Annotated in this window: 26 protein-coding genes; 13 read left to right on the top strand and 13 right to left on the bottom strand. The window is 72.0% G+C overall.

Annotation, left to right across the window (positions count from 1 at the left end; all coding sequences use genetic code 11):
• Nucleotides 1-143: 143 nt before the first annotated feature.
• Genes CLV43_RS16280 through CLV43_RS16270 form a run of 3 tightly spaced genes read right to left on the bottom strand, consistent with a single transcriptional unit; the run spans nucleotide 144 to nucleotide 3,011 of the window.
• Nucleotides 144-1,211: a winged helix DNA-binding domain-containing protein gene (locus tag CLV43_RS16280; RefSeq protein WP_106187997.1), complete on the bottom strand. Its 1,068-nt coding sequence runs from the start codon at nucleotides 1,209-1,211 to the stop codon at nucleotides 144-146.
• Nucleotides 1,212-2,303 (bottom strand): epoxide hydrolase family protein, encoded by a 1,092-nt coding sequence (locus CLV43_RS16275; protein WP_211304383.1) that lies wholly within the window; start codon nucleotides 2,301-2,303, stop codon nucleotides 1,212-1,214. It abuts the gene before it with no gap.
• Nucleotides 2,304-2,342: 39 nt separating this feature from the next.
• A complete protein-coding gene (locus tag CLV43_RS16270; RefSeq protein ID WP_106187995.1) occupies nucleotides 2,343-3,011 on the bottom strand; it encodes a FadR/GntR family transcriptional regulator in 669 nt (222 codons plus the stop codon).
• 47 nt (nucleotides 3,012-3,058) lie between these two features.
• Here CLV43_RS16270 and CLV43_RS16265 point away from each other — a divergent pair, with 47 nt between their 5' ends.
• Nucleotides 3,059-4,327: an MFS transporter gene (locus tag CLV43_RS16265; protein ID WP_281262162.1), complete on the top strand. Its 1,269-nt coding sequence runs from the start codon at nucleotides 3,059-3,061 to the stop codon at nucleotides 4,325-4,327.
• 33 nt (nucleotides 4,328-4,360) lie between these two features.
• Here the strand turns inward: CLV43_RS16265 and CLV43_RS16260 are convergent, their stop codons facing one another.
• From CLV43_RS16260 to lon, 3 genes are all read right to left on the bottom strand, one after another.
• Nucleotides 4,361-5,734, bottom strand: coding sequence for a mycothione reductase (locus CLV43_RS16260; protein ID WP_106187994.1), 1,374 nt, complete (start codon nucleotides 5,732-5,734; stop codon nucleotides 4,361-4,363).
• A 69-nt stretch (nucleotides 5,735-5,803) separates the two neighbouring features.
• A complete protein-coding gene (locus CLV43_RS16255) occupies nucleotides 5,804-6,334 on the bottom strand; it encodes a YbhB/YbcL family Raf kinase inhibitor-like protein (RefSeq protein ID WP_106187993.1) in 531 nt (176 codons plus the stop codon).
• 179 nt (nucleotides 6,335-6,513) lie between these two features.
• Nucleotides 6,514-8,892: an endopeptidase La gene (lon, locus tag CLV43_RS16250; RefSeq protein ID WP_106187992.1), complete on the bottom strand. Its 2,379-nt coding sequence runs from the start codon at nucleotides 8,890-8,892 to the stop codon at nucleotides 6,514-6,516.
• A gap of 102 nt (nucleotides 8,893-8,994) precedes the next feature.
• Between lon and CLV43_RS16245 the strand changes: the two genes are divergently transcribed.
• The 3 genes from CLV43_RS16245 to CLV43_RS16235 all read left to right on the top strand — a co-directional run bounded on the left by CLV43_RS16245 (nucleotide 8,995) and on the right by CLV43_RS16235 (nucleotide 11,993).
• Nucleotides 8,995-9,774: a leucine-rich repeat domain-containing protein gene (locus tag CLV43_RS16245; RefSeq protein ID WP_106187991.1), complete on the top strand. Its 780-nt coding sequence runs from the start codon at nucleotides 8,995-8,997 to the stop codon at nucleotides 9,772-9,774.
• A gap of 72 nt (nucleotides 9,775-9,846) precedes the next feature.
• The gene (locus tag CLV43_RS16240) at nucleotides 9,847-10,641 is read left to right on the top strand and encodes an SAM-dependent methyltransferase (RefSeq protein WP_245886505.1); all 795 of its coding nucleotides are present in this window, start codon (nucleotides 9,847-9,849) and stop codon (nucleotides 10,639-10,641) included.
• Nucleotides 10,642-11,165: 524 nt separating this feature from the next.
• On the top strand, nucleotides 11,166-11,993 hold the full coding sequence (locus CLV43_RS16235) for a hypothetical protein (protein ID WP_106187989.1): 828 nt from the start codon (nucleotides 11,166-11,168) through the stop codon (nucleotides 11,991-11,993).
• Here the strand turns inward: CLV43_RS16235 and CLV43_RS16230 are convergent.
• The gene (locus tag CLV43_RS16230; protein WP_106187988.1) at nucleotides 11,980-12,630 is read right to left on the bottom strand and encodes a CatB-related O-acetyltransferase; all 651 of its coding nucleotides are present in this window, start codon (nucleotides 12,628-12,630) and stop codon (nucleotides 11,980-11,982) included. The genes CLV43_RS16235 and CLV43_RS16230 overlap by 14 nt on opposite strands.
• Nucleotides 12,631-12,641: 11 nt before the next feature.
• The gene (locus CLV43_RS16225) at nucleotides 12,642-13,895 is read right to left on the bottom strand and encodes an alpha/beta hydrolase (RefSeq protein WP_106187987.1); all 1,254 of its coding nucleotides are present in this window, start codon (nucleotides 13,893-13,895) and stop codon (nucleotides 12,642-12,644) included.
• A 74-nt stretch (nucleotides 13,896-13,969) separates the two neighbouring features.
• Here CLV43_RS16225 and CLV43_RS16220 point away from each other — a divergent pair, with 74 nt between their 5' ends.
• Entirely contained in the window at nucleotides 13,970-14,551 is a 582-nt protein-coding gene (locus CLV43_RS16220) for a TetR/AcrR family transcriptional regulator (protein ID WP_106187986.1), read from the top strand.
• Nucleotides 14,552-14,557: 6 nt separating this feature from the next.
• On the top strand, nucleotides 14,558-14,932 hold the full coding sequence (locus tag CLV43_RS16215; protein ID WP_106187985.1) for a hypothetical protein: 375 nt from the start codon (nucleotides 14,558-14,560) through the stop codon (nucleotides 14,930-14,932).
• Here CLV43_RS16215 and CLV43_RS16210 read toward each other — a convergent pair.
• Nucleotides 14,929-15,843, bottom strand: coding sequence for an MBL fold metallo-hydrolase (locus tag CLV43_RS16210; protein ID WP_170155857.1), 915 nt, complete (start codon nucleotides 15,841-15,843; stop codon nucleotides 14,929-14,931). The genes CLV43_RS16215 and CLV43_RS16210 overlap by 4 nt on opposite strands.
• A gap of 122 nt (nucleotides 15,844-15,965) precedes the next feature.
• Here CLV43_RS16210 and CLV43_RS16205 point away from each other — a divergent pair, with 122 nt between their 5' ends.
• Entirely contained in the window at nucleotides 15,966-16,910 is a 945-nt protein-coding gene (locus CLV43_RS16205; protein WP_106187983.1) for a LysR family transcriptional regulator, read from the top strand.
• Entirely contained in the window at nucleotides 16,907-17,743 is an 837-nt protein-coding gene (locus tag CLV43_RS16200; RefSeq protein WP_106187982.1) for a serine hydrolase, read from the top strand. Before CLV43_RS16205 ends, CLV43_RS16200 begins: the two co-directional genes overlap by 4 nt.
• A 12-nt stretch (nucleotides 17,744-17,755) precedes the next feature.
• Here the strand turns inward: CLV43_RS16200 and CLV43_RS16195 are convergent, their stop codons facing one another.
• Nucleotides 17,756-18,688, bottom strand: a complete 933-nt coding sequence (locus tag CLV43_RS16195; protein ID WP_106187981.1) for an alpha/beta hydrolase — start codon at nucleotides 18,686-18,688, stop codon at nucleotides 17,756-17,758.
• Between the two features lie 70 nt (nucleotides 18,689-18,758).
• On the opposite strand from CLV43_RS16195, the gene CLV43_RS16190 reads away from it, so the two are divergent.
• Both CLV43_RS16190 and CLV43_RS16185 read left to right on the top strand, forming a co-directional pair.
• Nucleotides 18,759-19,784 (top strand): M48 family metallopeptidase, encoded by a 1,026-nt coding sequence (locus CLV43_RS16190; RefSeq protein WP_106187980.1) that lies wholly within the window; start codon nucleotides 18,759-18,761, stop codon nucleotides 19,782-19,784.
• Between the two features lie 78 nt (nucleotides 19,785-19,862).
• The gene (locus tag CLV43_RS16185; protein ID WP_106187979.1) at nucleotides 19,863-20,708 is read left to right on the top strand and encodes a S1 family peptidase; all 846 of its coding nucleotides are present in this window, start codon (nucleotides 19,863-19,865) and stop codon (nucleotides 20,706-20,708) included.
• Nucleotides 20,709-20,793: 85 nt separating this feature from the next.
• On the opposite strand, the gene CLV43_RS16180 is transcribed toward CLV43_RS16185, so the two are convergent.
• Both CLV43_RS16180 and CLV43_RS16175 read right to left on the bottom strand, forming a co-directional pair.
• The gene (locus tag CLV43_RS16180; RefSeq protein WP_106187978.1) at nucleotides 20,794-21,309 is read right to left on the bottom strand and encodes a hypothetical protein; all 516 of its coding nucleotides are present in this window, start codon (nucleotides 21,307-21,309) and stop codon (nucleotides 20,794-20,796) included.
• A gap of 48 nt (nucleotides 21,310-21,357) precedes the next feature.
• Complete coding sequence (locus CLV43_RS16175) at nucleotides 21,358-21,969, bottom strand: LysE family translocator (protein WP_106187977.1); 612 nt, start codon at nucleotides 21,967-21,969, stop codon at nucleotides 21,358-21,360.
• A 210-nt stretch (nucleotides 21,970-22,179) separates the two neighbouring features.
• Here CLV43_RS16175 and CLV43_RS16170 point away from each other — a divergent pair, with 210 nt between their 5' ends.
• Both CLV43_RS16170 and CLV43_RS16165 read left to right on the top strand, forming a co-directional pair.
• A complete protein-coding gene (locus tag CLV43_RS16170) occupies nucleotides 22,180-22,929 on the top strand; it encodes a serine protease (RefSeq protein ID WP_106187976.1) in 750 nt (249 codons plus the stop codon).
• Between the two features lie 29 nt (nucleotides 22,930-22,958).
• Nucleotides 22,959-23,417: a GNAT family N-acetyltransferase gene (locus CLV43_RS16165; RefSeq protein ID WP_106187975.1), complete on the top strand. Its 459-nt coding sequence runs from the start codon at nucleotides 22,959-22,961 to the stop codon at nucleotides 23,415-23,417.
• Here CLV43_RS16165 and CLV43_RS16160 read toward each other — a convergent pair.
• Complete coding sequence (locus CLV43_RS16160) at nucleotides 23,371-24,549, bottom strand: 8-amino-7-oxononanoate synthase (RefSeq protein ID WP_170155856.1); 1,179 nt, start codon at nucleotides 24,547-24,549, stop codon at nucleotides 23,371-23,373. The genes CLV43_RS16165 and CLV43_RS16160 overlap by 47 nt on opposite strands.
• A 36-nt stretch (nucleotides 24,550-24,585) precedes the next feature.
• Between CLV43_RS16160 and CLV43_RS16155 the strand changes: the two genes are divergently transcribed.
• Entirely contained in the window at nucleotides 24,586-25,752 is a 1,167-nt protein-coding gene (locus tag CLV43_RS16155; RefSeq protein WP_211304382.1) for a cytochrome P450, read from the top strand.
• Nucleotides 25,753-25,789: the final 37 nt, after the last annotated feature.

Genomic DNA, 25,789 nt, shown 5'->3' with positions numbered 1-25,789 from the left:
TGTCAAGACCGCGACCGTGGTCCACCTGGGCAACGGATTCTGAGTCACTACCGGAGTTCTCATACCCCATCATCATCCCGAGTCCGGCAATCGACGTGGCGGTGTTGCGGGGGTGTTGGGAGCGGCGGAGCACGGCGTGAGGGTCAGGTGGTGAAGTGGATGGCGTGGTCGTGCTGGGGGGCGAGGAAGTCCAGCAGTGCCAAGCCTTCCCGTTCTAGAGCCCGCCTGTCCCCAGTGGACACCTTGCGGTAGGGCGTGATCGCCAGCGTGCCGCGGTCGACCTTCCACGTCCCGCTGAGGAACCCGTCGAGCAGGAAGCTGGCGGGGAACACGGCGTTGGCGACGCCGCTCCAGCGCTTGCGGTCCTCGTCGCCCATGATGCGGGTGCGGTCGGCGTGGGAGAGCAGGACGTTGTCGAACTCGGGGAGGAATCGGGGCGGGGCGGGGGTTTCCGGGTCGGTGAGGTCGGCGTCGGGGTGGTCGAGGAGGGTTCGGCCCGTTTCGTCGCGGTAGGTCTTCAGGTCCATTCGGGTGATGACGGATTTCACGCCGGTCAGTCGCGACCACGCCGAGATGTCGGCGGCGGTCGCGGGGCCGAAAGCCGCGAGATACCGCAATATTGCGGAGTCCGGGGGTTCCGGTGCCGGGATATCGGTGCCGAGCCAGGTCGACGCGAGCGCGTTGGCGGCGGGTCCGCCGCGGCCGAGGATGCCGCGGGGTGGGATCTGGACCACGGGCAGCAGCAGTGGGAGGACGGCGCCGAGCACGCGGGGCTGGTGGTCGGGCCAGCGGGGTGCCAGTGCGGCGCCGAGCTGGGCGGTGGTCCGGGGTTCGGTGAGCAGGGGGAGCGCGGCTTCGACGAGGGCGGCCAGGTCGACGCCGGTGAGGTCGCGGCCGAAGTTGGTTCTGGCGACGCGGTCCAGCATCGGCTGCATGGCGGGACGCAGCCGTGCGCAGTCGCGGGCCGTGACGAGGTGCAGGGTGCCGCGCATGAGCGTCGTGCGGACCGCGGAGCGGTCCTCCAGCATCGTGCCCACCCGATCGGCGGTGAAGCCCGTCAGACGCGACCACAGGGCCACGTAGGGGGATGCGGTGGCCTGCGCCTGCAGCCCGACCAGGTGCTCGATCGCCTGGTCGGGCCGCAGGTCGTGCCGGTCCAGCAGCAGCTGCCTGGCCAGCAGGGTGCGGTTGAGCGTTCTGGCGGTCGGCATCTACAGGCTCCGGAAGAAGGCGCGGACGTCGTCGACCAGCAGCTCCGGCTGTTCCATGGCGGCGAAGTGGCCACCGCGGTCGAGCTCGGTCCACCGGACGATCCGGTTCGTCCTCTCGGCGATCGACCGCACCGGCCGCACGACCTCCTTCGGGAACACGGCCACCGCGGTGGGGGTCGTCGACGCCTCGACCCTCCCCGCGGACCCGGCGGACTCCTTGTACAGCCGCGCGGACGACGCCGCGGTGCCGGTCAGCCAGTAGACCATCACGTTGGTGAGCAGGAGGTCGCGGTCGACGGCGTCCTCCGGCACGTCCTCTGAGTCGGTCCACTCCTTGAACTTCTCCACGATCCACGCGAGCTGCCCGACGGGCGAGTCGGTCAGGCCGTAGCCGAGCGTCTGCGGCCTGGTGCCCTGGATGCGCTGGTAGCCCGACCCGTCGTCGGCGAAGTGCCTGAACGCCCTCAGCCGTTCGAGGTCGTCCTCGGTCAGCCCCTCGACGCCGCCGGTCGGGAACGTGAGCAGCATGGTCAGGTGCACGCCGACCACGTGCCCGGCGTCGATGATCCCCAGTTCGCGCGAGACGAGCGACCCCCAGTCGCCGCCCTGCGCGCCGTAGCGGTCGTAGCCGAGGCGCGCCATCAGCTCGGCCCACGCGCCCGCGATGCGCCGCACGTCCCAGCCGGTGTCCGCGGTGGGCCCGGAGAACCCGTAGTTCGGCATCGACGGGATGACCAGGTGGTGGTCCCGCGCCAGCGGTTCGACGACGTCCAGGAACTCGACGACGGATCCCGGCCACCCGTGCGTGAGGATCAGCGGCAGGGCGTCCTCGCGGGCGGAGCGGACGTGCAGGAAGTGGATGTTCGCGCCGTCGATGGTGGTCGTGAACTGGGGGTACTCGTTGAGCCGCGCTTCCCAGGCCCGCCAGTCGTAGCGCGTGCGCCAGTGCTCGACGAGGTCCTTCAGGTACGCGACGGGCACGCCGTCGCGCCAGCCGGTGCCCTCGGGTTCGGCGGGCCAACGGGTGTTGGCGAGCCGGGCGGCGAGGTCGTCCAGCCGGGACTGCGGGATCTCGATGCGGTAGGGCTCCATGACCTCCACCCTAGGAGCGGACATCTCCGGTCCGCGGTCTCACTCGGCCGTCCGCTGCAGGATGTCCTCCAGGAAACCGCTTGCCTCGGCCGCGGCGCGCACCGGGTCGCGGTCGCGCACGGCGTCGAGCAGGCCGGTGTGCGACACCTGGTTGTCCAGGTCCTCGTCGACGGTCGCGGTGATGCTCGCCCGCACGGTCTCGTTGAGACCGCGGTACAGCTCGGACAGCAGCGTGTTGTGCGACGCTTGCACGAGGAGCCCGTGGAAGGCGGCGTCGTGCTCGATCATCCGCTCCCAGTCCTTGGCCGCCATGGCGGCGTCGCGCTCGGCCAGCAGCGTGGTCAGCCTGCGCAGGTCGTCGTCGGTGCGGTGGGTCGCGGCCAGCCGGGCGCCCTCGACCTCGAGCGTGCGGCGCACCTGGAGCACTTCGCGGAGCTCGTTGCCGCAGAGCCTGCGGACCGCGCCGGATATCTCGCTCGTGGCGCGGACGAACGTGCCGTCGCCCTGCCGCACCTCCAGCAGTCCGGCGTGGGACAGCGCGCGGACGGCCTCGCGGACCGTGTTGCGCCCCACCCCGAGTGCCGCGACGAGTTCGGGTTCCGGCGGGATGCGGCGGCCCACCGGCCATTCACCGCCGCTGATCGCACCCCTCATCTGGTCGATCACCTGATCGACGAGGCCCGCCCGCCGGGTAGTGGCCAATGGCACAGCAAAGTCCTTTCATCCGAACATCCCACGTCTGAGACAGTAGTCGAGTGACGATTCCGAAGCCGATACCGTCGAGTGACAACACTGCCACCGATCGTGGTGATTGCGCGACGGTTCAAGCACTAGGAGTGGTTGAACCCGTAGGACGACACCGGCAACTGGCGGTAACCGGCGGCCTCCTGTTGGCAGCCGGTGTCACTCTTTCGGCGGCAAACCTACGACCCGCTGTAACCAGTCTCGCTTCGGTGCTCGGTGACGTCCGGGCCGGGCTCGGTGTGTCCGCGGGCTGGACCAGCCTCCTGACCGCCGTCCCGGTCCTGTGCTTCGGCGCCGCCGCGTTCGCCGCCCCGTGGGTCGGCCGGCGGTTCGGCCTCAAGCGCGCGGTCGCCTCCGCGCTCGCGCTGCTGACCCTCGGACTGCTCCTGCGGGTCGTCGACGGCCCGTTCGTGGTCCTCGGCGGCACGTTCGTCGCGTGCGCGGGCATCGCCGTCTGCAACGTCCTGATCCCGGTCGTGGTCAAGGACTCGTTCCCCACCCGGATCGGGCTGATCACCGGCATCTACACGGCCGCGATGGCCGCCGGGGCCGGACTCGGGGCCGCGCTGACACCACCGCTGGAGGCGCTGCTGGGCTCGTGGCGGGGCGCGGTCGGCGCGTGGGCGCTGCTGTCGGCGGCCGCGCTCGTGCTGTGGCTGGCCGGGGCGCGCAAGGGCGTGACGGGCCGCGTGGCGCGCACGCCCGCGGGCCGGTCGTTGCTGCACAGCCCGCTGGCGTGGGTGATGACGGTGTTCTTCGGGCTCCAGGCGCTGCTCGCCTACACGATCATGGGCTGGCTGCCCGCGATCCTCGGCGACGCCGACGTGGACCGCACCACCGCGGGCTTCCTGCTCGCCATCACCGTCGTCCTCGGCGTCCCGGTCAGCCTCGTCGTGCCGCCGCTGGCCGCCCGCTGGAAGTCCCAGGTCGGCATGGTCCTCGTGCTCGGCGCGCTCTCGCTGTCCGGCGTGCTCGGCCTGGCGTTCGCACCGGGCTCCGCCCCCGCGCTGTGGGTGCTCCTGGTCGGCCTGGGCATGGGCGGCATGTTCCCCTTGGCACTGGTCATGGTCTCGCTGCGCACGGTGTCCACTTCGGACACCGCGCGGCTGTCCGCCATGACCCAGAGCATCGGCTACCTCATCGCTGCCGCGGGCCCGTTCGCCTTCGGGTTGCTCCGCGAGTCCACGGGCTCGTGGACGGCGTCGATGATCGGCCTCGCCGGCCTCGTCCTGCTGCTCACCGCACTGGGTTCGGTGGCGGGCAGGAACCGCTTCGTGTGACGGGGGCGTGCGCCGCCCCCGTCACACCGGCGGTCAGTCCAACGGCAGGTTGAGCAGGGCGTTCTCGACGAGCTCCGGCATGGCCGGGTGGATCCAGTACTGGCCCTTGGCCATGGTGCGGGCGTCGAGGCCGAAGCTCATGGCCTGGATGAGGGGCTGGATGACGGTGGGGGCCTGCGGGCCGATGATGTGGGCGCCCAGCAGCTGCCCGGTCGCCGGGTCGGCGAGGACCTTGGCGAAGCCGGTCTCGTCCTCCATGGCCCAGCCGTAGGCGATGGACGCGTAGGCCTGGGTGCCCTTCACGTACCGCACGCCCCGCTCGACGGCCTGCTCCTCGGTGAGGCCGACGGAGGCGATCTGCGGCGAGGAGAACACCGCCGACGGCACGTACCGGTGGTCGGAGGACCTGGGCTCGTCGGGGTGCAGCAGGTTGTGCTGCACGACCTTGCTCTCGTGGTTGGCGACGTGCTTGAGCTGGTGCTCGGAGCTGATGTCGCCGAACGCGTAGATGCCGTCCACCACGGTCTTCTGGTGCTCGTCCACCACGATCCGGCCGTCCGGGTGCGTGGTCACACCGGTCCGCGCGAGGTCGAGCAGGTCGGTGTTGGGGGTGCGGCCGACGGCGACCAGCAGCGTGGCGGCCTCCACGACCTCGGCGCCGTCCGGGCCCTCCAGGTGCAGCCGCACACCGGTGTCGGTGCGCTCGGCGCGCACGGTCTTGCGCTTGAGCCGGACGTCCCACTTCGCCGAGGCGATGGAGGTGAACCGCTCCGCGATCTCGCGGTCCTCGTGGCGCAGCAACAGGTCCGAGCGGGCGATCAGGGTGACCTTGACGCCGAACGAGGAGAACACGTGCGCGAACTCGTTCGCGACGAACCCGCTGCCCAGGATGACCATGCTCGCGGGCAGCTCGTCGAGCCGCATCACGGTGTCGCTGGTGTGGTAGTCGACGGTGTCGAGGTCGACCACGTCCGGGATGACCGGCCTGCTGCCCGCGCCGATCGCGAACCGGTCCGCGGTGATGACCTCACCCGTGCCGGTGTCCAGCGTCTTCGGCCCGACGAACTTCGCGAGCCCCTGGTACACGGTCACGTTCTCGTTGTCCTCGGCCCGCCAGCGCAGCCCGCCCGCCGAGATCGGGTCGATCCGCCCGAAGATCCGGTCCCGCACGTCCGCCCAGCGCACGCCGTCCAAGTGCTCGTCCACGCCGAACCTCGCGGCGTTCTTCGGCGTCGAGGCGACGTCCGCGGTGTGCACGAACATCTTCGTCGGGATGCAGCCGACGTTGAGGCACGTCCCGCCGAACACGCCCTTCTCGACGATCGCGATCCGCTGGTCGGCGAAGCGCTCGTCGGGGATCGAGTTCCCGGAGCCGCTGCCGATGATGACGAGGTCGAAGTGCCGCACGATGCCGTCCTGCCTGGTAGGAGATGCGCCTACTCTCTCAAACGGGCAGGACGGCCGTGCGATTCCCGCTCAGGTCTGCTGAAAGACCGGCGTAATGACCGCCCGCGCGAGCGTGTGGAACGCCAGGTTGAAGCTCACCACCGCGGGCGACGCGTCGCCGTCCACGTCCAGCTTCTCCACGTCCACCGCGTGCACCACGAAGTAGTACCGGTGCGCCGGGTCCCCCTCCGGCGGCGCCGCCCCGCCGAACGCCCGCGTCCCGTAGTCCGACCGCACGTGGAACGCGTCCCCCGGCAACGTCTCGTCCTTCTCACCCGCCCCCGCCGCCAGCTCCGTCACCGACGCGGGCAGGTTCACCGCCACCCAGTGCCAGAACCCCGACGGCGTCGGCGCGTCCGGGTCGAAGCACGTCACCACGAAGCTCTTCGTCCCGTCCGGGAACCCGAACCAGCTCAACTGCGGCGAGGTGTTCCCACCCGCGAACACCTGCGCCTGGTCCAGCGCCTCGCCCTCGCGCACGTCGGTCGACGTCACGCTGAACGAGGGCACCACCGGCAGCAGCGAGTACGGGTCGGGCGCGACGGGTCGCTCAAGGCTCATCGGGATCCTCCACTGGTGATCTTGGGGTGGTTCGAGCGTAGTGCCGCCACCCGGACCGCGCAGTTCCCCGGCTCCCCACGCACGCCGCCGAGGATCCGGACATGCGGAAGGGCCCCGCTCTTGTCGAGCGGGGCCCTTCCGTTCGGACAGATCACGCCGCGCGGATCACGCCGTGGACGTCACGCCGCGGCGGTGGCCGTGGAGGTGGCGGGTTCCAGGGCGTGGGTGAGGACTTCGCGGACGTCGGCCACGAAGTGCACCGTGAGGGCTTCCCGGACGGAGGCCGGGACGTCGTCCATGTCCGGCTCGTTGCGAGCCGGCAGCAGGACCGTCGTGATCCCGGCGCGGTGGGCGGCCAGCAGCTTCTGCTTCACGCCGCCGATGGGCAGGACCCGGCCGGTCAGCGAGACCTCGCCGGTCATCGCCACGTCGGACCGGACGGGGCGGCCGGAGAGCAGGGAGGCGAGTGCCGTGGTCATCGTCACGCCTGCCGAGGGGCCGTCCTTCGGCACGGCGCCGGCGGGCACGTGGATGTGCACGCCGCGGTCGGCCAGGGAGCCGACGCCGAACGCGAGCTCGTCGTCGTGGGACCTCAGGTAGGACAGCGCGATCTGCGCCGACTCCTTCATCACGTCGCCGAGCTGCCCGGTCAACGTGACCCCGCTGGCACCGGAGTCCTTGGCGGCCAACGAGGCCTCGATGAACAGCACGTCGCCACCGGCGCCGGTGACGGCCAGACCCGTTGCCACGCCGGGAACGGAGGTGCGTTCGGCGGACTCGGGGGTGTGCTTGGGCTTGCCGAGGTAGCCGCGCAGGTCGGGCACGTCCACGCCGACCGGGAGGGTGGCCCCCTCGTCGAGGGCGAGCTTGGCGGTGACCTTGCGCAGGATGCGGGCGAGGCCGCGTTCCAGTTGGCGCACACCGGCTTCGTGGGTGTACTCGCCGGCGAGCTTGCGCAGGGTGTCCTCGGTGAGGGTGACGTCCTCGGGCGTCAGCCCGGCCTTCTCCAGCTGCCGGGGGAGCAGGTGGTCGCGGGCGATGGTGACCTTCTCCTCCTCGGTGTAGCCGTCGAGCTGCACGAGCTCCATGCGGTCGAGCAGCGGCGCGGGGATGGTGTCGAGCACGTTCGCCGTGGCCAGGAACACCACGTCGGACAGGTCGAGGTCGACCTCGAGGTAGTGGTCGCGGAACGTGTGGTTCTGCGCCGGGTCGAGCACCTCGAGCAGGGCGGCGGTCGGGTCGCCCCGGTAGTCGGAGCCGACCTTGTCGATCTCGTCGAGCAGCACGACCGGGTTCATCGTCCCGGCCTCGGTGATGGCGCGGACGATCCGGCCGGGCAGCGCGCCGACGTAGGTGCGCCGGTGGCCGCGGATCTCGGCCTCGTCGCGGACGCCGCCGAGCGCGACCCGGACGAACTTGCGGCCCATGGCCCGCGCGACCGACTCGCCCAGCGACGTCTTGCCGACGCCGGGAGGGCCCACTAGGGCCAGCACGGCCCCGCTGCGGCGGCCGCCGACGACGCCCATGCCGCGGTCGGTCCGCCTGCGGCGCACCGCCAGGTACTCGGTGATCCGCTCCTTCACGTCGTCCAGGCCGGAGTGGTCGGCGTCGAGCACCGCACGCGCGCCCAGGATGTCGTAGGCGTCGTCGGTGCGCTCGTTCCACGGCAGTTCCAGCACGGTGTCCAGCCACGTGCGGATCCAGCCGACCTCGGGGGACTGGTCGGAGGTGCGCTCCAGCTTGTCCACCTCGGTGAGCGCGGCCTTGCGGACGTGCTCGGGCAGGTCGGCGCCCTCGACGCGGGCGCGGTAGTCCTGCTCCTCGGTGGCGGGCTTGCCGTCCAGCTCGGCCAGCTCCTTGCGGATCGCGGCCAGCTGCTGGCGCAGCAGGAACTCCCGCTGCTGCTTCTCCATGCCCTCCTTGACGTCCTTGCGGATCGTCTCGGCGACGTCCAGCTCCGCCAGGTACTCGCGACCCCACACGAGCAGCTTCTCCAGCCGCGCGTTGACGTCGTTGGTCTCCAGCAGCCAGACCTTCTGCTCCTCGGTCACGTAGGTGGCGTAACCGGCGAGGTCGGCCAGCGCGGACGGCTCGTCGACCTGCTGCACGGAGTCCACGACCTGCCACGCCCCGCGCTGCTGCAGGATCGTGGTCACCAGCGCGCGGTACTCGCGGGCCAGCTCGTCGGTGTGCTCGTCGGTCGTCGGGGCGTCGGCCACGGTCGCCTCGACCCACAGCGCCGCGCCGGGGCCGGTCGTGCCGGTGCCGATGCGCACGCGCTCCGTGCCGCGGACGACGGCCGCGCGCTCACCGCCGGACAGCCTGCCGACCTGCTCGATCAGGGCCAGGGTGCCCACCTTGGCGTACTTGCCGTCCAGTCTGGGGACCAGCAGGATCCGCGCCTTGGCACCGGTCTCGGCGGCGGCGGTGGCGGCCTCGACGGCGGCACGGGCCTCGGCGTTCGCGTCCGCACCGGAAAGCCGGATGGGGACGACCATGCCGGGGAGCACGACCACGTCGTCGAGGGGCAACACCGGAAGAGCCAGAGTCTTGCCCATCAGTTCACCCTCCAAAGTTGAGTCTGACTGGCTCAACCAAGTAGAGCGGGGGTTTGTTTCCCGATGGTGTTCGCTCTGAGCGAGCGGGCTTAGAGTTGCCCGATGCAGAGCCTCGACCTGGACAGCCTGCGGCTGACCGCGCTCCCCGCCGACCTCGCGCCGGACCTGTGGGAGCTGAGCGCCTACGACAACGACCTCACGTCGTTGCCCGACTCCCTCTGGGAGCTCGGCGAGCTCCGCATGCTCAACGTCGCCGCGAACCGCATCGGCGAGGTGTCGCCGAAGATCAGCAGGCTCACCACGCTGCACACCCTCGACCTCGGGCACAACGCCCTGACGTCGCTCCCGGATTCCCTCGGCGACCTGACCTCGCTCGACCGGTACCTCTACCTGAGCGACAACCGGCTCACGGCCGTGCCCGAGTCGCTGGGCGGGCTGGTCAAGCTGCGCTACCTCAGCGTCACCGACAACCTGCTGACGGTGCTGCCCGACTCGATCGGCGGCATGGCGGGCCTGCGCGAGCTGCGGCTCTACGGCAACCAGCTCACCGCGCTGCCGGACTCCGTCGGCGACCTGTCCCGCCTGCGCGAGCTGCACCTGCGCGGCAACCACCTCACCGAGGTGCCGTCGTCCATCGGCCGCCTCGACGACCTGCGCGAGCTCGGTCTGCGCGACAACCGGCTCACGGCCCTGCCCGCCGAGATCGGCGACCTGGTCGCGCTGCGCGTCCTCGACCTGCGCAACAACGAGCTGACGGCGCTGCCGGACGCGATCGAGAAGCTGCCCGCCCTGGAGAAGCTCGACCTGCGCTGGAACAAGCGGTTGAAGATGCCGGTGTGGCTGCTCGACCTGGAACGGCGGGGCTGCGTCGTCCTCACCTGACCGCACCTGGACATGCCGCGACGCGGAGCGGTTGGATCGGAGGTCCGTCGCTGTGGGTTGGGGGATAACGTGGTGGACTCGTGGGTGCCGTCGTCGGTCGACCTGAGCAGGCCGAGCGTCGCCAGGATGTACGACTACTTCTTAGGTGGTTCGCACAACTTCGCCGCCGACCGCGAAGCCGCCAAGGTCATCGAGAAGATCTACCCCGGCATGGCGGGCGCCGCCCGCGCCAACCGCTCCTTCCTCCGCCGCGCCGTCCGCTTCCTCTGCGACCAGGGCATCGACCAGTTCCTGGACCTGGGCTCCGGCATCCCGACGGTCGGCAACGTCCACGAGATCGCCCAGACCACCATCCCCTCGGCCCGCGTCGCCTACGTCGACGTCGAACCCGTCGCCGTCGCCCACAGCATCGCCCTGCTGGCCAACAACCCGCTCGCCATCGCCGTCCAGGCCGACCTCCGCGACACCGACGCGGTCCTGACCTCCCCCGCCATCAACGCCCTCCTCGACTTCTCCCGCCCCATCGCCGTCCTACTGGCCGCCGCCCTCCACTTCGTCCCCGACTCAGACGACCCCCACGCCGCCGTAACCCGCTACCGCGACGCCCTGGCCTCAGGCAGCTACCTCGCCATCAGCCACGGCAGCCTGGAAGGCATCCCGCAGGACAGCGTCACCAACGGCGAACGCGTCCAAGCCGTCTACCAACGCACAGACGCCCAACTTGTGCTCCGCACCAAGCACGACATCACCCGCTTCTTCACCGGCTTCACCCTCATCCCCCCAGGCGTAGTCCTCCTCCCCGAATGGCACCCCGACTCCGACGACGCCTACATCACCGCCTACGTGGGCGTAGGCCGCAAACCCTGACCCAACCGAACACCCACCCCACCCCCCCCCCCCGCTTAGTCCGACGCGCAGCGAGGATGCCTTCCCTCCCGACGGCGCAGCCGAGAATCCCCCGCCGGGCGCAGCCCGCCACCCCACCCCGACGGGCGAAGCCCGCCAGCGCGCATCCGGCGCGGAGCGCCTGGGGCCTTGTCCGCCGCGCAGCAAGGATGCTCTGTCCGACGCGCAGCGAGGATGCCCTGTCAGGCGCAGCCTGATGCCCTCCCCACCCACACCTCCCCCACGCACCCCGACGAGAAGCCATCTCTATGCCCACCACCGCTTGTCAAGACAGCCCTACCGTCTTGACAAGCGGTGGTGGGCATAGAACACTCAGCGAGCCGGGGTGAACCCCCAGACCCTCACATCACATACCTGGGCCCCACCCACCCACTCGAGCCCCACTTGAGACCCCGTTCGAGTGATGCCAAACCACGTGGGATAACACCCCGTACCAGCGCCTCGACGAACCGGGTGACCACCAAGCGAGCCCGAAGGTGACCCCCATGGCGCAACCACCCGCGGACCCTCCCGAACCCACCCCGTACAACCACCCCCAGTGGGCCCCACCACCCCGCCCCAAACCCAAGAAGTGGCCCTGGATCCTCGGAGCCGCCCTCACCCTGATCCTCATCAGCACCCTCGCCAACGCAGGCAAGGAAACCCCCTCAGCAGCCACCTCACCCCCCACCACCCAAGCCGAACTGGCCCGAGCACAAACCACCATCACCAGAACGACAACCACCAGAACGACAACCACCAGAACGACAACCGCCGCGACAACCACCAGAACGACTACCGCGCCCCCCACGACAACAACCCCACCACCCACCGTCTACACCGGACAAGGCGACGACGTCATCACCCTCGACCGCCCCTCCGGCTTCAAGATCGTCAAGTTCGAGTGCCCCGCCTGCACCGGCAACACCGTCCTCAAGTCCGACGGCTTCGAATCCCTGCTGGTCAACGAGATCGGCTCCTACAGCGGTCTGCGGTGGATCGACATCCGCGACAACAGCCGCACCACCACCCTCACCGTCACCGCCGTGGGCGCCTGGACGCTGACCGTCGGCGGCCTCGACCTCGCGACCCTCGCCGACGGCCCGGTGTCCGGTTCCGGTGACGCGGTCGTCTTCCTGATGTCCAAGTCCGCCAAGGCGAGGATCACCAACACCGGTGACGGGAACTTCGCCGTCCACGTCGCGTCCACGAAGTCGACCCGCATGGACCTCCCCGTCAACACCATCGGCGGCTACGAGGGCACCGTTCCCCTGGCGGGCCCCGCTTTCATCCAGGTGACCTCCAGCGGCGACTGGACCATCACCCCGTCATGAGCCCTTCCCGCCGCGCGATGTCCGCCACGTCGGCCGGTGTCCCCGACATGATCGTGCGGACGTGCGCGGTGACCACGTCGACCGGCCAGTCCCACCACGCGGCGCGCAGCAGCAGGTCGATCTCGTCGTCGGCGTACCGCTGCTTCACCGGTTTGGCCGGGTTGCCGCCGACGATCGTGTACGGCGGCACGTCGGCGACCACGACGGCGCCGCTGGCGATGATGGCGCCGTCGCCGATGCGGACGCCGGGCATGATCGTGGTGCGGTAGCCGAACCAGACGTCGTTGCCCACCACCGTGTCGCCCTTGGTGGGGATGTTCATCAGCAGGTCGACGGTGCTCTCCGCCCAGTCGCCGCCGAAGATCGTGAACGGGAACGTGGACACGCCGGTGGTCAGGTGGTTGGCGCCGGCCATGATGAACGTCGTGCCCGCCGCGAGTGCGCAGTACCGGCCGATGACGAGCTTCTCGTCGCCGTAGGAGTAGAGGACGTTGCGGCGTTCGAAGTGCGTCGCGTGGTCCGGGTCGTCGTAGTAGGTGAAGTCGCCGATCTCGATGTTCGGCGAGTTGACCAGGGGTTTGAGCAGGACCACCCGCGGGTGGTCGGGGAGCGGGTGGAGCTCGTTGGGGTCGGGCACGGCCGGTCCTCTCAGGCGGGGAGCAGGGCGCGGAGCCCTTTGACGACGCTGCGGCGGAACGTGGCGAAGTCGTGCCCGCCCGCCGCCTCGTGGTAGGTGACGGGGTAGCCCCTGGCGCGCAGCACGGTGCGCAGGTGGCGGTTGGCGGCGCGCTGGTCGACGCCGGGGGAGAGCGGGCTCGACCCGGTCTCCAGCGACCCCACGTCGACCCAGAACCGCAGCGGCAGCAGCGGTGCCCTGGCGTACTGGCGGGTGAGCCATTCCGGCTCGGAGTCCTTGCCCCAGCCCGATTCGTCGGGCCGGTAGCCCCACCAGTGCGACCCGGAGCAGGACAGGACGGCGCCGAACGCGTCGGGCCGTTCCAGCGCGGTGTGCGCGGCGGCCAGTCCGCCGAGGCTGTTGCCCGCCAACACGACCCGGCTGGTGTCGTCGCTCACCGAGTACCGCGCCCGCACGAACACGAGAACGTCCTCGGCCAGGTAGGTGGCGAAGGCCGGTTCGCAGGACAGGTCGGCCATCCGCCCCGCCATCCCGCCCTTGTTGTGCACCATCGCGACCACGGCGGGCTCGATCTCGCGGCCCATCAGGTTGTCCAGCGCCGTGTCGAGCCGGGCGACCAGCGGCCAGCACTCGCCGTCGAGCAGCACGACCAGCGGGTGCGCCCGGTCCTCCCGGTAGCCCGGCGGCGTGTACACGGTGATCGTCCGCCCGTGCAGGTCGTGCGCGGTGAGCGTGCCGCGGTCGGCGGGCTCGGCGTCGAACCAGTCGACGGCCTCGGCGTCGGGCAGCCGGAGCTCGGAGTCCCAGTGCCGCCGGTCCGCCGTCGACTCGCCCGCGACGACGGCCAGCTGCGGGAACAGCGCGTGCGGGTTGACCGGGTCGGCGAACGTCCTGGCCCGCGCCCGCACCATCAGCCGCCCCAGCTCCGCGAGGTCGGTGTGGTCGGCGTCGGCGAACGGGTCGTCGACCAGGAACTGGTAGGTCGTGACCACGTCGGACGCCACGACCGCGTCGAGGTGCCACACGGGCGTGCCCGGCACCTGGCGCATCGGGTGCGACAGCGCGTTGGCGTCCTCGAACACCTGCGCCCGCACGGACACCTGCCGCTCGGGCCCGATCCACACGAACGTCACCCGCACGGTGGCCTCGGTCAGCCGCTGGACCAGCGGCCCGCCGGACGCGACCAGGTCGGCCCGCAGCCGTTCGACGGCGGCCGTCGGGTCCTGCTCCGCCTCGGCGGTGAACTGCGCGATGCGATCCGACACCCGGATCCCCCTAATGCAACTCGAGTTGCGTTATTGTGGGCACGTCCGGTCCCCCGACGCAACTGGATCCGCCCTTGAACGCTCGCCCCGGCGGCCGCTCCGCCCGCGTCCGCGACGCCGTCCTGACCGCCGTGTACGAGGAGCTGGCCGAGGTCGGCTACCCGCGCCTGACCGTCGACAACGTCGCCAACCGCGCGGGCGTGCACAAGACCACCGTGTACCGGCGCTGGGGGAGCGTCGACGTGATCCTGGTCGACGCGCTGCACCGCACCACCGCGGACGGGTGGCGGGCGCCGGACACCGGCACGGTGGAGGGCGACCTGGTCGCCGTCACGACGGAGATCGCGCGCACGTTCGGCGAGGCCCACGAGCGCGCCATCCCGTCCGCGCTGGTCGCCGCCGCGTTCCAGTCGCCGCTCGCGGCCGAGGCGATGAGCGCCTTCTACGCCGCCCGCCAGCACGCGGCGGCCGAGCTCGTCGTCCGCGGGGTCGACCGGGGTGAGCTGCCGCGGGCCGTCGACCCGGTCGAGGTGGTCCGCGCCGCCTGCGGCCCGCTGTTCTACCGGATCTTCATCACCCGCGAACCGGTCGACACCGCCACGGCCCGGCGCTGCGCCCTCGCCGCATTGGCCGCGGCCCGCGCGGGCGTGATCTAGTGCGGCGTGGACAAGACGCGACTCGGTGCCTGGCTGGTCATCTCCCTGGCCGTGGCGCAGACCCTGACCACCCTGCCGACCGCCGCCGCGCCGGAGCTGGGGGCCACCGCGGTGATCTTCAACGCGGCGGCGGCGTTCTCGGCCTACCTGCTGCTGCGCCGCCCCGACCGCGGTCGCTGGCCGCTGGTCGTGTGGAGCGCGGGCTTCTTCGGCTGGCACGTCACCGGCCTGGCCACCATGGCGGGCCTCATCACCACCGACCTCGACCCGGTGTTCTTCATCGCCTCCCAGTGCGAGCTGTCCATCGCCTACCAGGCGGTGCTGGCGACGCTCGCGGGCTTCGCCGTGCACCTCCTGCTGCCGCGGCCGGAGAAGGGCTAGAGGTCGTACCAGCGCAGGACGGCCGGATCCAGCACGGTCGCGGCCAGTCCCACCCGCTTCGCGGTGTCGGCCAGCTCCCGCGCCGCCGCGGGGAACCCCTTCTCGGGCAGGGCCGGGTCGTCGAGCTGGGTCACCATGTCGTCGTGGTGGCTGGGGACCAGCAGCTTCGGCCTGGTCGCCCGCAGCGCGCGGGCGGTGTAGTCGAAGACGTTGGCGTGCCCGCTCATGCCGAGCACGAGCGCGTCCGGGCGCAGGCCCTCCACCTCGCGTTCGACGAAGTTGGCGGTGCCGGACAGGAAGAGGACCGAGTAGCGGTCGGCGATCGTGACCAGGTAGCCCAGCGTGCCGCCTTCGAGCAGGTCGCTGATGGTCTCCGGGCGCGGCGGTGCCGCGGTCAGCGTGCCGGGCGCGAAGTAGCCGTAGGAGCCGAACTGGCTGTGCAGGCTCCGGACCACCTGGACGGTGAACCCGTGGAAGTCCAGGTGCTCACCGCCCTGCGCGATGATGATCCGGTCGGTCGGAACCCCTTGTGCCGCAAGCAGGTGCGCGTGCGTCTCGGTGCCGATCACGCGCGGCTCCCCGCCGAACCTCCGCATCAGGTAGGGGATCTCCAGCAGGTGGTCGTAGTGGCCGTGCGTCGCCAGCAGCAGTTCCGGTCGCCGCTCCAGGTACCGGTCGACCAGCTCGGTCCGCACGTCCAGCCGGTAGTCGGTGATGATGCCGCCGTTCGCGTCCAGCACCGGCAGCCTGCTCAGGTACGGGTCGACCACGATCCGCCGCCCGTCGAACACCAGCTCCCACCCCGCCACGCCCAGCCAGCGCAGGCTCACCCCCGAGTTCCCCACGGCCATCGCCCGCGCGCTGCCGAGCGCGCTGCCCGCGATCGCCGCCGCCGCCGTCCCGATCAACATCCGGCGCCTGCTGACGCCCCCGCATCCGGTGCACATGGACCAAGGACAGCAGCCGCGCGCACCGCGTGTCCAAGACGGATATCGTCGCCGCAGCGATAGTCGATCGACTATCATCGCTGGTCATGGACCTCCTCCGGCACCTGGGGAACTTCCTCGTGGTCGCCGAGGAGCTGCACTTCGGGCGGGCCGCGGCCCGGCTGCACATCTCCCAGCCGCCGCTGTCGCAGAGCATCCAACGGCTGGAACGGGAGCTCGGCGTCGAGCTGTTCGACCGCTCCGGCCGCCAGGTCGCGCTCACCGACGGCGGCAGGCTGCTGCTCACCCAGGCGCGCGAGGTGCTGGCGGGCGCCGACCGGCTGCACGCGCTGGCCGCGCGGTTGCGCCGCGGCGAGGCGGGCACGTTGCGCGCGGGCGTCCCACCGGACCTCGGCGGCAAGGCGGTGGCCGCGCTGGTGACGGCGTTCCGCGCCCGCGGCTGCGGGGTGGAGCTGAAGCTCCGCGAGATCGGCACGGCCGAACAGCTCCGCGCCCTGGCCGACCGCGGCCTGGACGTCGGCGTGCTGCGGCACCCGTTCGACACCTCGTGGCTGGGCCTCGGACCGGTGCTGACCAGCCCTCTCGGCGTGCTGCTGCCCGCGGACAGCCCGCTGACCGGCCACGACGCGGTCCGGCTCGGCGACCTCGACGGCCTCGCGCTGGTGCTGTTCCCGCGCGCCACCGCCCCCGCGCTGCACGACGAGGTGCTCACCACCTGCGCCCGCCACGGGTACGCGCCCACCGAGGTCCACCAGGCGGCCAACCCGGACTTCGCCCTCGGGCTGGTGCTGGCGGGCGGCTGCGTGGCCCTGCACGACGGCGTCGACCCGCCCGGCGACGCCGTGTGGCGCCCGCTGCGCGGCCGTCCGCTGGCCTGGCGCACGTCCTCGGCGTGGCCGCGCGGACGGCAGACACCGGCGACCCGCGCGTTCGCGGACGCCGTGGAGGAAGTGCTGCGCGCCAAGGGGATGAGCCCCGCCGAGGGCACGCTGCCGCGCTTCCCGCGCCCGGCGGCGGAGTACCTGGCGTGAGCGCCGCGCGGATCAGGTCCGCCTTCGCCGACGCCGGGGTCACGGGGTGGCTGCACGCCGTCGACATCGACCACCCGGACCGGCAGGTGGCCGTCGGGGCCGACGAGGCCGTCGTGCTGGCCAGCGTCTTCAAGGTGCCGCTGGTGCACACCGCGTTCCGCGAGGTCGACATGACCGCCACCGCGCTGCTGCGCCCCGACCACCGCAGCGCGGGCCCGACCGGTGTCGGCGGCATGCTCGACCCGGTGACGATGTCGTTGCGGGACCTGGCCTACCTGGCGATCACGGTCTCCGACAACGCCGCCGCGGACGCGCTGGTCGACGTGGTCGGGCTGGACGCGGTGAACCGCACGATGGCCGCGCTGGGCCTGTCGAACACCCTGGTCGTGCACCGGGCGCGTGAGGTGTTCCGGACCCTCGCCGAGGACGCGGGGCCCGGTGACCTGGCGCCCAAGCTCGCCGATCCCGTTGTGCTGTCCCGACTTCGCGCCCTCGACCCGCGCCGGACCAACCGCGGCACACCCCGTGACATGACCACGTTGCTCAGCGCCGTCTGGCTCGACCCCGACGCGGCGCCGCTGCGCCGCATCATGGGCATGCAGGTGTGGCCGCACCGGCTGGCGTCCGGGTTCCCGTTCGACGACGTCCGCGTCGCGGGCAAGACCGGCACGCTGCCGACCGTGCGCAACGAGATCGGCGTGGTCGAGTACCCCGACGGCGGCCGCTACGCGATCGCCGTGTTCACCCGCAGCGCGGGCACCGCCCTCACGCTGCCGGCCGCCGACGCGGTCATCGGCACGGCGGCCCGGCTGGCGGTGCAGCGACTGCGCTGAGCGCCCGCGGGCTCACCTGACCCGGCCGTCCAGGAACTCGTCGACCACCTCGAACGCCCGCTTCCGCACGTCCTCGCGCGACAGGAACAGGTCGTGCAGCCCGTCCTGGACCACCAGCGACGTGACCTCCCCGCCGAGCTTGGGCGCGAACCTCTCGATGTGCGCCACGTCCAGCACCGCGTCGGCGACCATCGCCTGCTCCGTCCACGCCTTCGCGTGCAGGTGGCTGGCGCTGGACCGCAGCACGAGCGAGGGCACCCGCACGTCCAGTCCACCCTGGAGCCTCGAGTGTCCGATCCGGATCGCCCGCAGCCACCCGGCGTACACCGGGAACGCCTCCAGCGGCTTCCACGTGAGGTCGAAGTCCCACTCGCCGTGGTGGTCGCGGTGGATGCTCTGGCCGTAGACCGGTCCCAGGCCCGGCTTGACCACGAGCTTCGGCGACACCCGGCCGAGGCCGCGCACCACGGCCGTGCCGACCGTCTGCATGATCCACGGCTCGGCCAGGTCGAACCACGGGCTGTTGAGCACCAAGGCGTCCACCAGGCCGTCCGCGCGCCGCTCGTGCGCCCACAGGGCGGCGATCAGGCCGCCGGTGGAGTGTCCCATCAGGACCAGCTCCGAGTGGCCGTCGTCCTCGCGGACGGCGCGCACGGCCCCGTCCACGTCGGCGAGGTGGTCGGCCAGGTCGGTGACGAAGTTCGGCGTCTGGCCCTGCCGCCACGACCGGCCGTACGCGCGCAGGTCGACGGCGTAGAAGTCGAAGCCGAGCGCCGCGTAGTGCTCGGCGACGTGGCGCTGGAAGAAGTAGTCGGCCCAGCCGTGCACGTAGAGGATCGCCCCCCGCGTGGCTTCGCGCGCGCGGTGGCGCACCAGGGTGGCGGTGGCTTCGCCCGTGGCGAGGGTCCGGGTCTCGAAGTCGGCACCGAGCACGTCAGCGGTCATCGGCACAGTCTGCACGGTGATTGTCCGGTTTCGGCACCCCGAAGGCCCGGATCTGGCTAACCTCGGTTGAATGACCGAGGAGATCGAACGTTCGACGGCCAGGGTGCGCTTCGCCGGGATCAGCCCGCGCGCGTACGAACACCCCGCCGACCGGGGCGCGTTGGCGCTGCTCCGGGCGGTTCCGGGCATCGGCCCGGTCCTCCAGGCGGTGGCCGGGGCGTTCACCGAGCGCGGCGAGCGGCTGGTGTACCTCGCCTCGTCGATCCGGGTCGGCCCCAAGCAGTACCCGAACCTGGACCGGATCCGGCTGGACACGGCGGCCACTTTGGACATCGACCCGGTGCCCGAGGTCTTCGTGCAGCGCAACCCGGTGCCCAACGCGTCGACGCTGGGCATCGACAAGCCGTTCATCGTGATCACCACGGGCCTCATCGAGCTGCTGGACACCGAGGGCCTGCGGTTCGCGATCGGGCACGAGATGGGCCACGTCCTGTCCGGCCACGCGCTCTACCAGACGATCCTGCAGCGCCTGATGCAGCTCCAGTACAGCCTCGGCTGGATGCCCGCCGGGTACTGGGCGATCCGCGCGGTCATCGCGGCCCTGTTCGAGTGGTACCGCAAGACCGAGCTGTCCTGCGACCGCGCCGGGCTGCTGTGCGTGCAGGACCCGGCGGCCGCGCTGCGGGTGCACGTGGCGATGGCGGGCGGCATGGACGGCTCGCAGATCGACACCGCCGAGTTCCTGAAGCAGGCCAAGGAGTACGAGCAGGTCGAGGACATCCGCGACAGCGTCCTCAAGCTCGTCAAGACGTGGCCGCTGACCCACCCGCTGGCCGTGGTGCGCGCCGCCGAGCTGCAGAAGTGGGCGGCCTCGGAGGAGTACCGCGCGATCCTCACCGGCGAGTACGCCCGCCGCGAGGACGACCGGCCGACCAGCTCGTTCACCGACGACATCAAGTCCGCGGCGAAGTCGTACAAGGACACGATGAGCACGTCCGAGGACCCGCTGATGAAGGTGTTCAACGAGTTCGGCGAGGTCCTCGCGGGCACGGCGGGCAAGGTCTGGAGCAAGTTCGGGAACTCCCCGAACAACTGATGTTGGGCCGAACGGCCCAGTTGTGTCGTACGTCTTGGCTAACCTCCTCGGGACAACCGGACTCACCGAGGAGGCCCCGTGGGGGATACCGAACGACGGCTCGTGGCGCTCGTTGCGGCACTGGCGGCACTGCTGAGCTGCGCGGCACCGGCCGGCGCCGACGAACGGATCGTCGGCGGCGACCGCGTCTCCATCACCGCCCACCCGTGGGTGGTGTACCTGACCGACGCGAACGGGTTCCAGTTCTGCGGCGGCACCCTGGTCGCCCCGACCAAGGTGGTCACGGCGTCGCACTGCGCGGTCGGCCGCTCCGCGAGCGCGTTCCGCGTGGTCGCCGGGCGTGAGGACAAGCAGAGCAAGGCCGGGGTGGTCAGCGCGGTCACCGACGTCTGGGTGCACCCCGACTACGTGTCCGCCGACCGCGGTGACGACGTCGCCGTGCTGACCCTCCGCAAGGAGCTCCCGTACCCGACGCTGCCGCTGGCCGGTGCCGCCGACGCGCCGCTGTACGCGGCCGGGACGTCGGCCTACGTCTACGGGTGGGGCCGGGTCAGCGAGCAGGGCGCCACGTCCCGGTACCTGCTCGGCGCGACCGTGCCGCTGTCGACCGACAGCGCCTGCCAGGACGCCTACCCGCAGTACGACGAGACCCAGATGGTGTGCGCGGGGTTCGCCGCGGGCGGTGTGGACACCTGCCAGGGCGACTCCGGCGGGCCGCTGGTGTCGGGCGGCAAGCTGATCGGCGTGACCTCCTGGGGTGAGGGGTGCGCCCGCGCCGGGAAGCCCGGCGTGTACGCGCGGGTGGCGGCCTTCGAGGACGAGCTGGCCGAACAGCTGGGCCTGACGACCACGGCCCCCGCGGCACCTCAGCCCCAGCCCCAGCCGCAGCCCTCGCCCGAGCCCGAGCCGCAGCCGGAGGGGTAGTCGCGGGGGCTTCCGCGGTCGCCCTGCCCGAGTCGCGACCACCGGGCCCGGCCGGGGAGCACCACTCCCGGCCGGACCCGGTGGCCTACGCCCGGTCGACCTGTCTCGGCGCGGGCCGGTCTCGGCGCGCGTGGAGGACCAGGACGACCAGTGCGCCGACGGCGCCGACCACGGTGGTCGGCGCCGCGGCCAGTGAGCAGAAGCTCGCCCAGTCGGAGTCGGAGTAGGGCTCCCGACCGCCGGGGGAGCCGGGTTCGAGGGCTCCGGACACGAACGCCATCGGCACGGACGCGACCGCAAGGCACGTCGTGACGACGGCGGCCCAGCGCCGCCGGAGCACCAGGAAGGGCGAGGTCAGCGCCAGCAGGACCGCGGTGGTCACGGCCCCGCGGAACAGCAGCTGGTCGAGGTGCCTGCTGGTGTCGTGGAGGGCCCGGTGGGTGTCGTACGTCCCGCTGGTGGTGTAGGTCCCGTCCCAGTCGTCGAGCCGGTGGCCGATGGCGACGGAGGCGAACACCAGCCCGCCGCCGAACAGCACGACCGCCGCCACCAGGCCCCAGGGGACGCGCCCGGCGCCGGTCTGCCCGAGTGGAGTCCGCACGGAAGGCCAGGACGCGCGGGGCGTCCTGGCCGTTGCGCGAGCGGGTGGCTAGAGGACCAGTCCGACGGACATGGTCAGGAACACCGCGGCGCACACCGCGTCCAGCGCGGTCGTCACGCCGGGGCGGTGGAGTCCGCCCGCGACGCGGCCGGCGGCGATGACGATGAGCAGCTCCCAGAGCGCCGCGAGGCCGAGGAAGAGCGCGGCGAGCATCGCGAGCTGGGCGGTGGGTTGGCCCGCACCGATGAACTGCGGCAGGAACGCGAGCGAGAACAGCAGCATCTTCGGGTTGGTGATGTTGGTCAGGAAGCCGCGGCGGAACGGCCGGTCGGCCACGGCCTCCAGCGGCTCGTCGGCCTTGGTGCGGCGCAGCAGCCCGCGCGCGATCGACAGCGCCAGCCACAGCAGGTAGGCCGCGCCGACCCAGCGCAGCGCGACGAGCACCGCGGGGTAGCGGGCCAGGACGACGCCGAGGCCGGAGATGACCACGCCGACCTGGACGAAGCTGGCCGCGTGGATGCCGCCCAGCGCCCACAGGCCCGCCCGCGTGCCCGAGCGCATCGAGGTGCGCAGCAGCAGGAAGGCGTCGACACCCGGCGTGAGGATCACGACCACGCAGGCGATCAGGAAGGCCGGGATCTGACCGAAGTCGAGGAACATGCGTAACCCTCCTAGGTTGCCGGACAGATCGTTGTGATCTGCGCAATATGCCGATGATTCTTCGGCTCCAGAGGACACTAACAGGAAGATTTCACGTTCTGTTCCCGATAGGCGGTGGATTCGACTGTCGACCACGGGGGTGTGCCGGAGAAAACGCGGGCCCGCTACGGTGAGTAGCCGTTCGTCCACCTGCCGTAGAAGGAGTGCTCCGTGCGGACCAGGACCACCGCGTCGTTAGTCGCCGCCATCGCGGCCGTCATCGCCTCCGCCGCCCCGGCGCACGCGATCGTCGGCGGCACCGAGGCGCCCGCCACCCCGTGGGCGGTCGCCCTCACCGACGCGAACGGCCAGCTGTTCTGCGGTGGCGCGCTCGTCGCGCCGGACAAGGTGGTCACGGCGGCGCACTGCATGGCCGAACGGCTGGCGATCACCGGCCGCGACCGCACCCCGGACGGGATCCGCGTCGTCGCGGGCACGGGCGACCTGCGCACCGCGCGCCCCGGTGCCAGGGTCGCGGGCATCTGGAAGCACCCGGACTTCAAGGACGTGTCCAAGGGCGACGACGTGGCGGTGCTCACGCTGGCCGAGCCGCTGCCGCTGCGGACCGTCCCGCTCGTCGACGCCGACGACACCGCGAGCTACGCGCCGGGTGTCGAGGCGACGGTGCTCGGCTGGGGGCGCACGGCGGAGGGCGCGAACCCGTCGCCGACGCTGCGCCAGGTGCGCGTCCCGGTCGAGGCGGACGCCGACTGCGCCCGCGCCGTCACGGGGTTCCGCCCCGACGCGATGGTCTGCGCCGGGTACCCGGAGGGCGGCCGGGACGCGTGCGAGGGCGACTCGGGCGGGCCGATGGTCGTGCGCGGCAGGCTCGTCGGCGTGGTCTCCTACGGCAAGGGCTGCGCGCGTCCGGGTGAGCCGGGCGTCTACACGAGGCTGGCGAGCTACCGGTCACGCCTGTAGGACCGGTCCGCTGTGATATCCAGGCTGGTGTGCGCACATCACCGTTCCCCGCCACGCTGCGCAGGCAGTGGTCGGCAGACCTGACCACCGCGCAGTTGTACGCGCTGCTGCGGTTGCGCAGCGAGGTGTTCGTGATCGAGCAGTCCTGCCTCTACCCGGACCTGGACGGCCGCGACCTCGAACCCGGCACCCGGCACCTGTGGCTGGAGGTGGACGGCGACCCCGCGCCGCTCGCCTACCTCCGGCTGCTGGAGGAGCCCGACGGCGCGTTCCGGATCGGCCGGGTCGTCACGGCCCGCGCCGCCCGCGGCCGCGGGTACAGCCGCAGGCTCGTCGAGGCCGCGCTGTCGGAGGTCGGCAAGACCGACTGCGTGCTCGACGCGCAGACCTACGTCGCCGACTTCTACGGCTCGTTCGGCTTCGTCGCCGAGGGCGCCGAGTTCATCGAGGACGGGATACCGCACCTGCGGATGCGCCGGTCTCGGTGATCACGCGGACCGCGCGGTCGATGTCCGCCTCGGACAGGTCGGCGCGCGCGGTCAGCCGCAGCCGGGAGATGCCGTCGGGCACCGACGGCGGCCGGAAGCAGCCGACGACCACACCGCTGGTGCGGCACGCCTCGGCCCACGCGAACGCGGACTCCGGCGACGGCGCCTGCACGGACACGACCGCCGCGGTCGGCGTGCTGGCCCGGAAACCCGCCGCGCGCAGGCGTTCGGACAGCTCGACGGCCGCCGCCAGCGCCCGGCCGGGGCGGTCGGGCTCCTCGCGCAGCACCTTCAGCGCGGTCAGCGCCGCCGCCACGCTGCCGGGCGCCAGGCCGGTGTCGAAGATGAAGCTGCGCGCGGTCTCGACGAGGTGCCGGATGACCCGGCTCGGTCCGAGCACCGCGCCGCCCTGCGCGCCGAGCGACTTCGACAGCGTGATCGTGGTGACGACGTCCGGCGACTTCGCCAGACCCGCCGCGTGCACCGCGCCGCGACCGCCGTCGCCGAGCACGCCGAGGCCGTGCGCGTCGTCCACGACCAGCGCGGAGTCGTGCTCGCGGCACACCGCCGCCAGCTCGGTCAGCGGCGCCAGGTCGCCGTCCACGGAGAACACCGAGTCCGTCACGACCAGCGCCCGCCGCTTGCCGCGCGTCGCGAGGGCGTTCTTCACCTGCGGCACGTCGGTGTGGCCCGCGACGACCACGTCCGCCTTCGACAGCCTGCAGCCGTCGATCAGGGAGGCGTGGATGTACTGGTCGGCCACGATCGCGGTGCCCGGCCCGGACAGCGCCGTGAGCGCGCCGAGGTTCGCCGCGAACCCGGAGGAGAACACCAGCGCGGACTGCGCGCCGCAGAAGTTCGCGAGCTCGTACTCCAGCTCGGTGTGCAGCTCGGTGCTGCCGGTCACCAGCCGAGACCCGGTCGACCCCGCGCCCCAGCGCATCGCCGCCGCCGCTGCCGCCCCGGTCACCCGCTTGTCCCGCGCGAGCCCGAGGTAGTCGTTGCTGGCGAGGTCGAGGTCCGTCGACGTCGCCGGCCGCGGCCTCAGCCTGCGGGTCAGTCCGGCCTTGGCGCGGGCCTCCGCGCGGGTGTCGATCCAGTCGAACACCGAGTCACCTGTGCTCACGCTCACCGCGGCAGTCTCCCACCGGCCGGATACGGTCCACCCGTGCGGACCACCCAGCTCGACCTGTTCGACGCCGACCAGCCCCCCGACCTGCGCGGACTGCGCGCGGAGAGCCCCGTGCACCACGACCCGGCCACCGGGTTGTGGCTGGTCAGCAGGCACGCCGACGTCCGCGCCGTGCTCGCCGACCCGGAGGCGTTCCACCCGGACAACGCGCTGACCGCCATCACCCCCGTCCCGCGCCCGGTGCTGCGGGTGCTGGCGCGCGCCGGGTTCTCCCTCCCGCCGACGCTCGCCAACAACGGCACCCCCACCCACACCGCCCTCCGCCGGCTCGTCGCGGGCTTCCTGACCCCGGCGCGGGTGGCGTCGTTCGCGGACCGGATCGCCGACCTGTGCGCGGAACGCCTGGTCGACGGCCCCGTCGACCTGCACGCCTCGCTCGCCCGCGACCTGCCGTGCGTGGTGCTGATGGAGGTGCTCGGCATCCGGGACGTGGACGTGCCCGCGTTGAAGGCGTGGAGCACCGCGTCCCTGGAGCTGTTCTGGGGCAACCCCTCCGTCGACCGCCAACACGAGCTGGCCGCGTCCGCGGGCGAGTTCCACCGCTGGCTCACCACCCGCCTGCGCGCCGCGTCCCCCGCGGGCGACGACCTGTTCGGCGCGCTGGTCGCCCGCGGCACTCCCGTCCGCGAGGCCGCCGGGCTCTGCTACTTCCTGCTGATCGCGGGCCAGGAGACGACCACCCAGCTCCTGAGCACCCTGCTCGACCGCGTGCTGCGCCACCCGGACGTCTGGCACCGCCTCTCCCTCGACGAGCCCGGCCTGGCCGCCGCCTGCGTCGAGGAGGTGCTGCGCCGCGAACCCCCGGTCACCACCTGGCGCCGCCTCACCAGCCGTCCCGTGGAGCTGTCCGGCGTCCGCCTCCCCGCGGGCGCCCCGCTGCTGCTCATGCTCACCGGCACCGACCCCGAGGTGTTCGCGGACCCGGAGTCCTTCTGCCCCGGCCGTCCCGACGCCCGCAAGCACCTCGCGTTCGGCTACGGCAGGCACTTCTGCCTCGGCGCCGGACTGGCCCGGCTGGAGGGCGAGGTGGTCCTGCGCACGGTGGCCCGCCGCTTCCCCGCCCTCCGCCTGGCATCGGTCGAACCACCACCGATGCTGAACCTGCTGTCGTTCCGGGCACCGCTGAGCGTGCCGGTGGTGTAGGCCGAAGGGCTGGAGCGCGTCGCTCGTGCGGGTGGTT

The sequence above is a fragment of the Umezawaea tangerina genome (genome assembly GCF_003002815.1).
In the GTDB taxonomy this organism is placed as follows: domain Bacteria; phylum Actinomycetota; class Actinomycetes; order Mycobacteriales; family Pseudonocardiaceae; genus Umezawaea; species Umezawaea tangerina.
This window is presented reverse-complemented; position numbering and strand designations above follow the sequence as displayed.

Bases quoted from the DNA above. Each gene is read 5' to 3' on its own strand.
- lon (WP_106187992.1), bottom strand. From the start codon at position 8,892: ATGGGCAAGACTCTGGCTCTTCCGGTGTTGCCCCTCGACGACGTGGTC.
- CLV43_RS16245 (WP_106187991.1), top strand. From the start codon at position 8,995: ATGCAGAGCCTCGACCTGGACAGCCTGCGGCTGACCGCGCTCCCCGCC.
- CLV43_RS16190 (WP_106187980.1), top strand. From the start codon at position 18,759: ATGACCGAGGAGATCGAACGTTCGACGGCCAGGGTGCGCTTCGCCGGG.
- CLV43_RS16205 (WP_106187983.1), top strand. From the start codon at position 15,966: ATGGACCTCCTCCGGCACCTGGGGAACTTCCTCGTGGTCGCCGAGGAG.
- CLV43_RS16210 (WP_170155857.1), bottom strand. From the start codon at position 15,843: ATGTTGATCGGGACGGCGGCGGCGGCGATCGCGGGCAGCGCGCTCGGC.
- CLV43_RS16175 (WP_106187977.1), bottom strand. From the start codon at position 21,969: ATGTTCCTCGACTTCGGTCAGATCCCGGCCTTCCTGATCGCCTGCGTG.
- CLV43_RS16195 (WP_106187981.1), bottom strand. From the start codon at position 18,688: ATGACCGCTGACGTGCTCGGTGCCGACTTCGAGACCCGGACCCTCGCC.
- CLV43_RS16235 (WP_106187989.1), top strand. From the start codon at position 11,166: ATGGCGCAACCACCCGCGGACCCTCCCGAACCCACCCCGTACAACCAC.
- CLV43_RS16280 (WP_106187997.1), bottom strand. From the start codon at position 1,211: ATGCCGACCGCCAGAACGCTCAACCGCACCCTGCTGGCCAGGCAGCTG.
- CLV43_RS16275 (WP_211304383.1), bottom strand. From the start codon at position 2,303: ATGGAGCCCTACCGCATCGAGATCCCGCAGTCCCGGCTGGACGACCTC.
- CLV43_RS16255 (WP_106187993.1), bottom strand. From the start codon at position 6,334: ATGAGCCTTGAGCGACCCGTCGCGCCCGACCCGTACTCGCTGCTGCCG.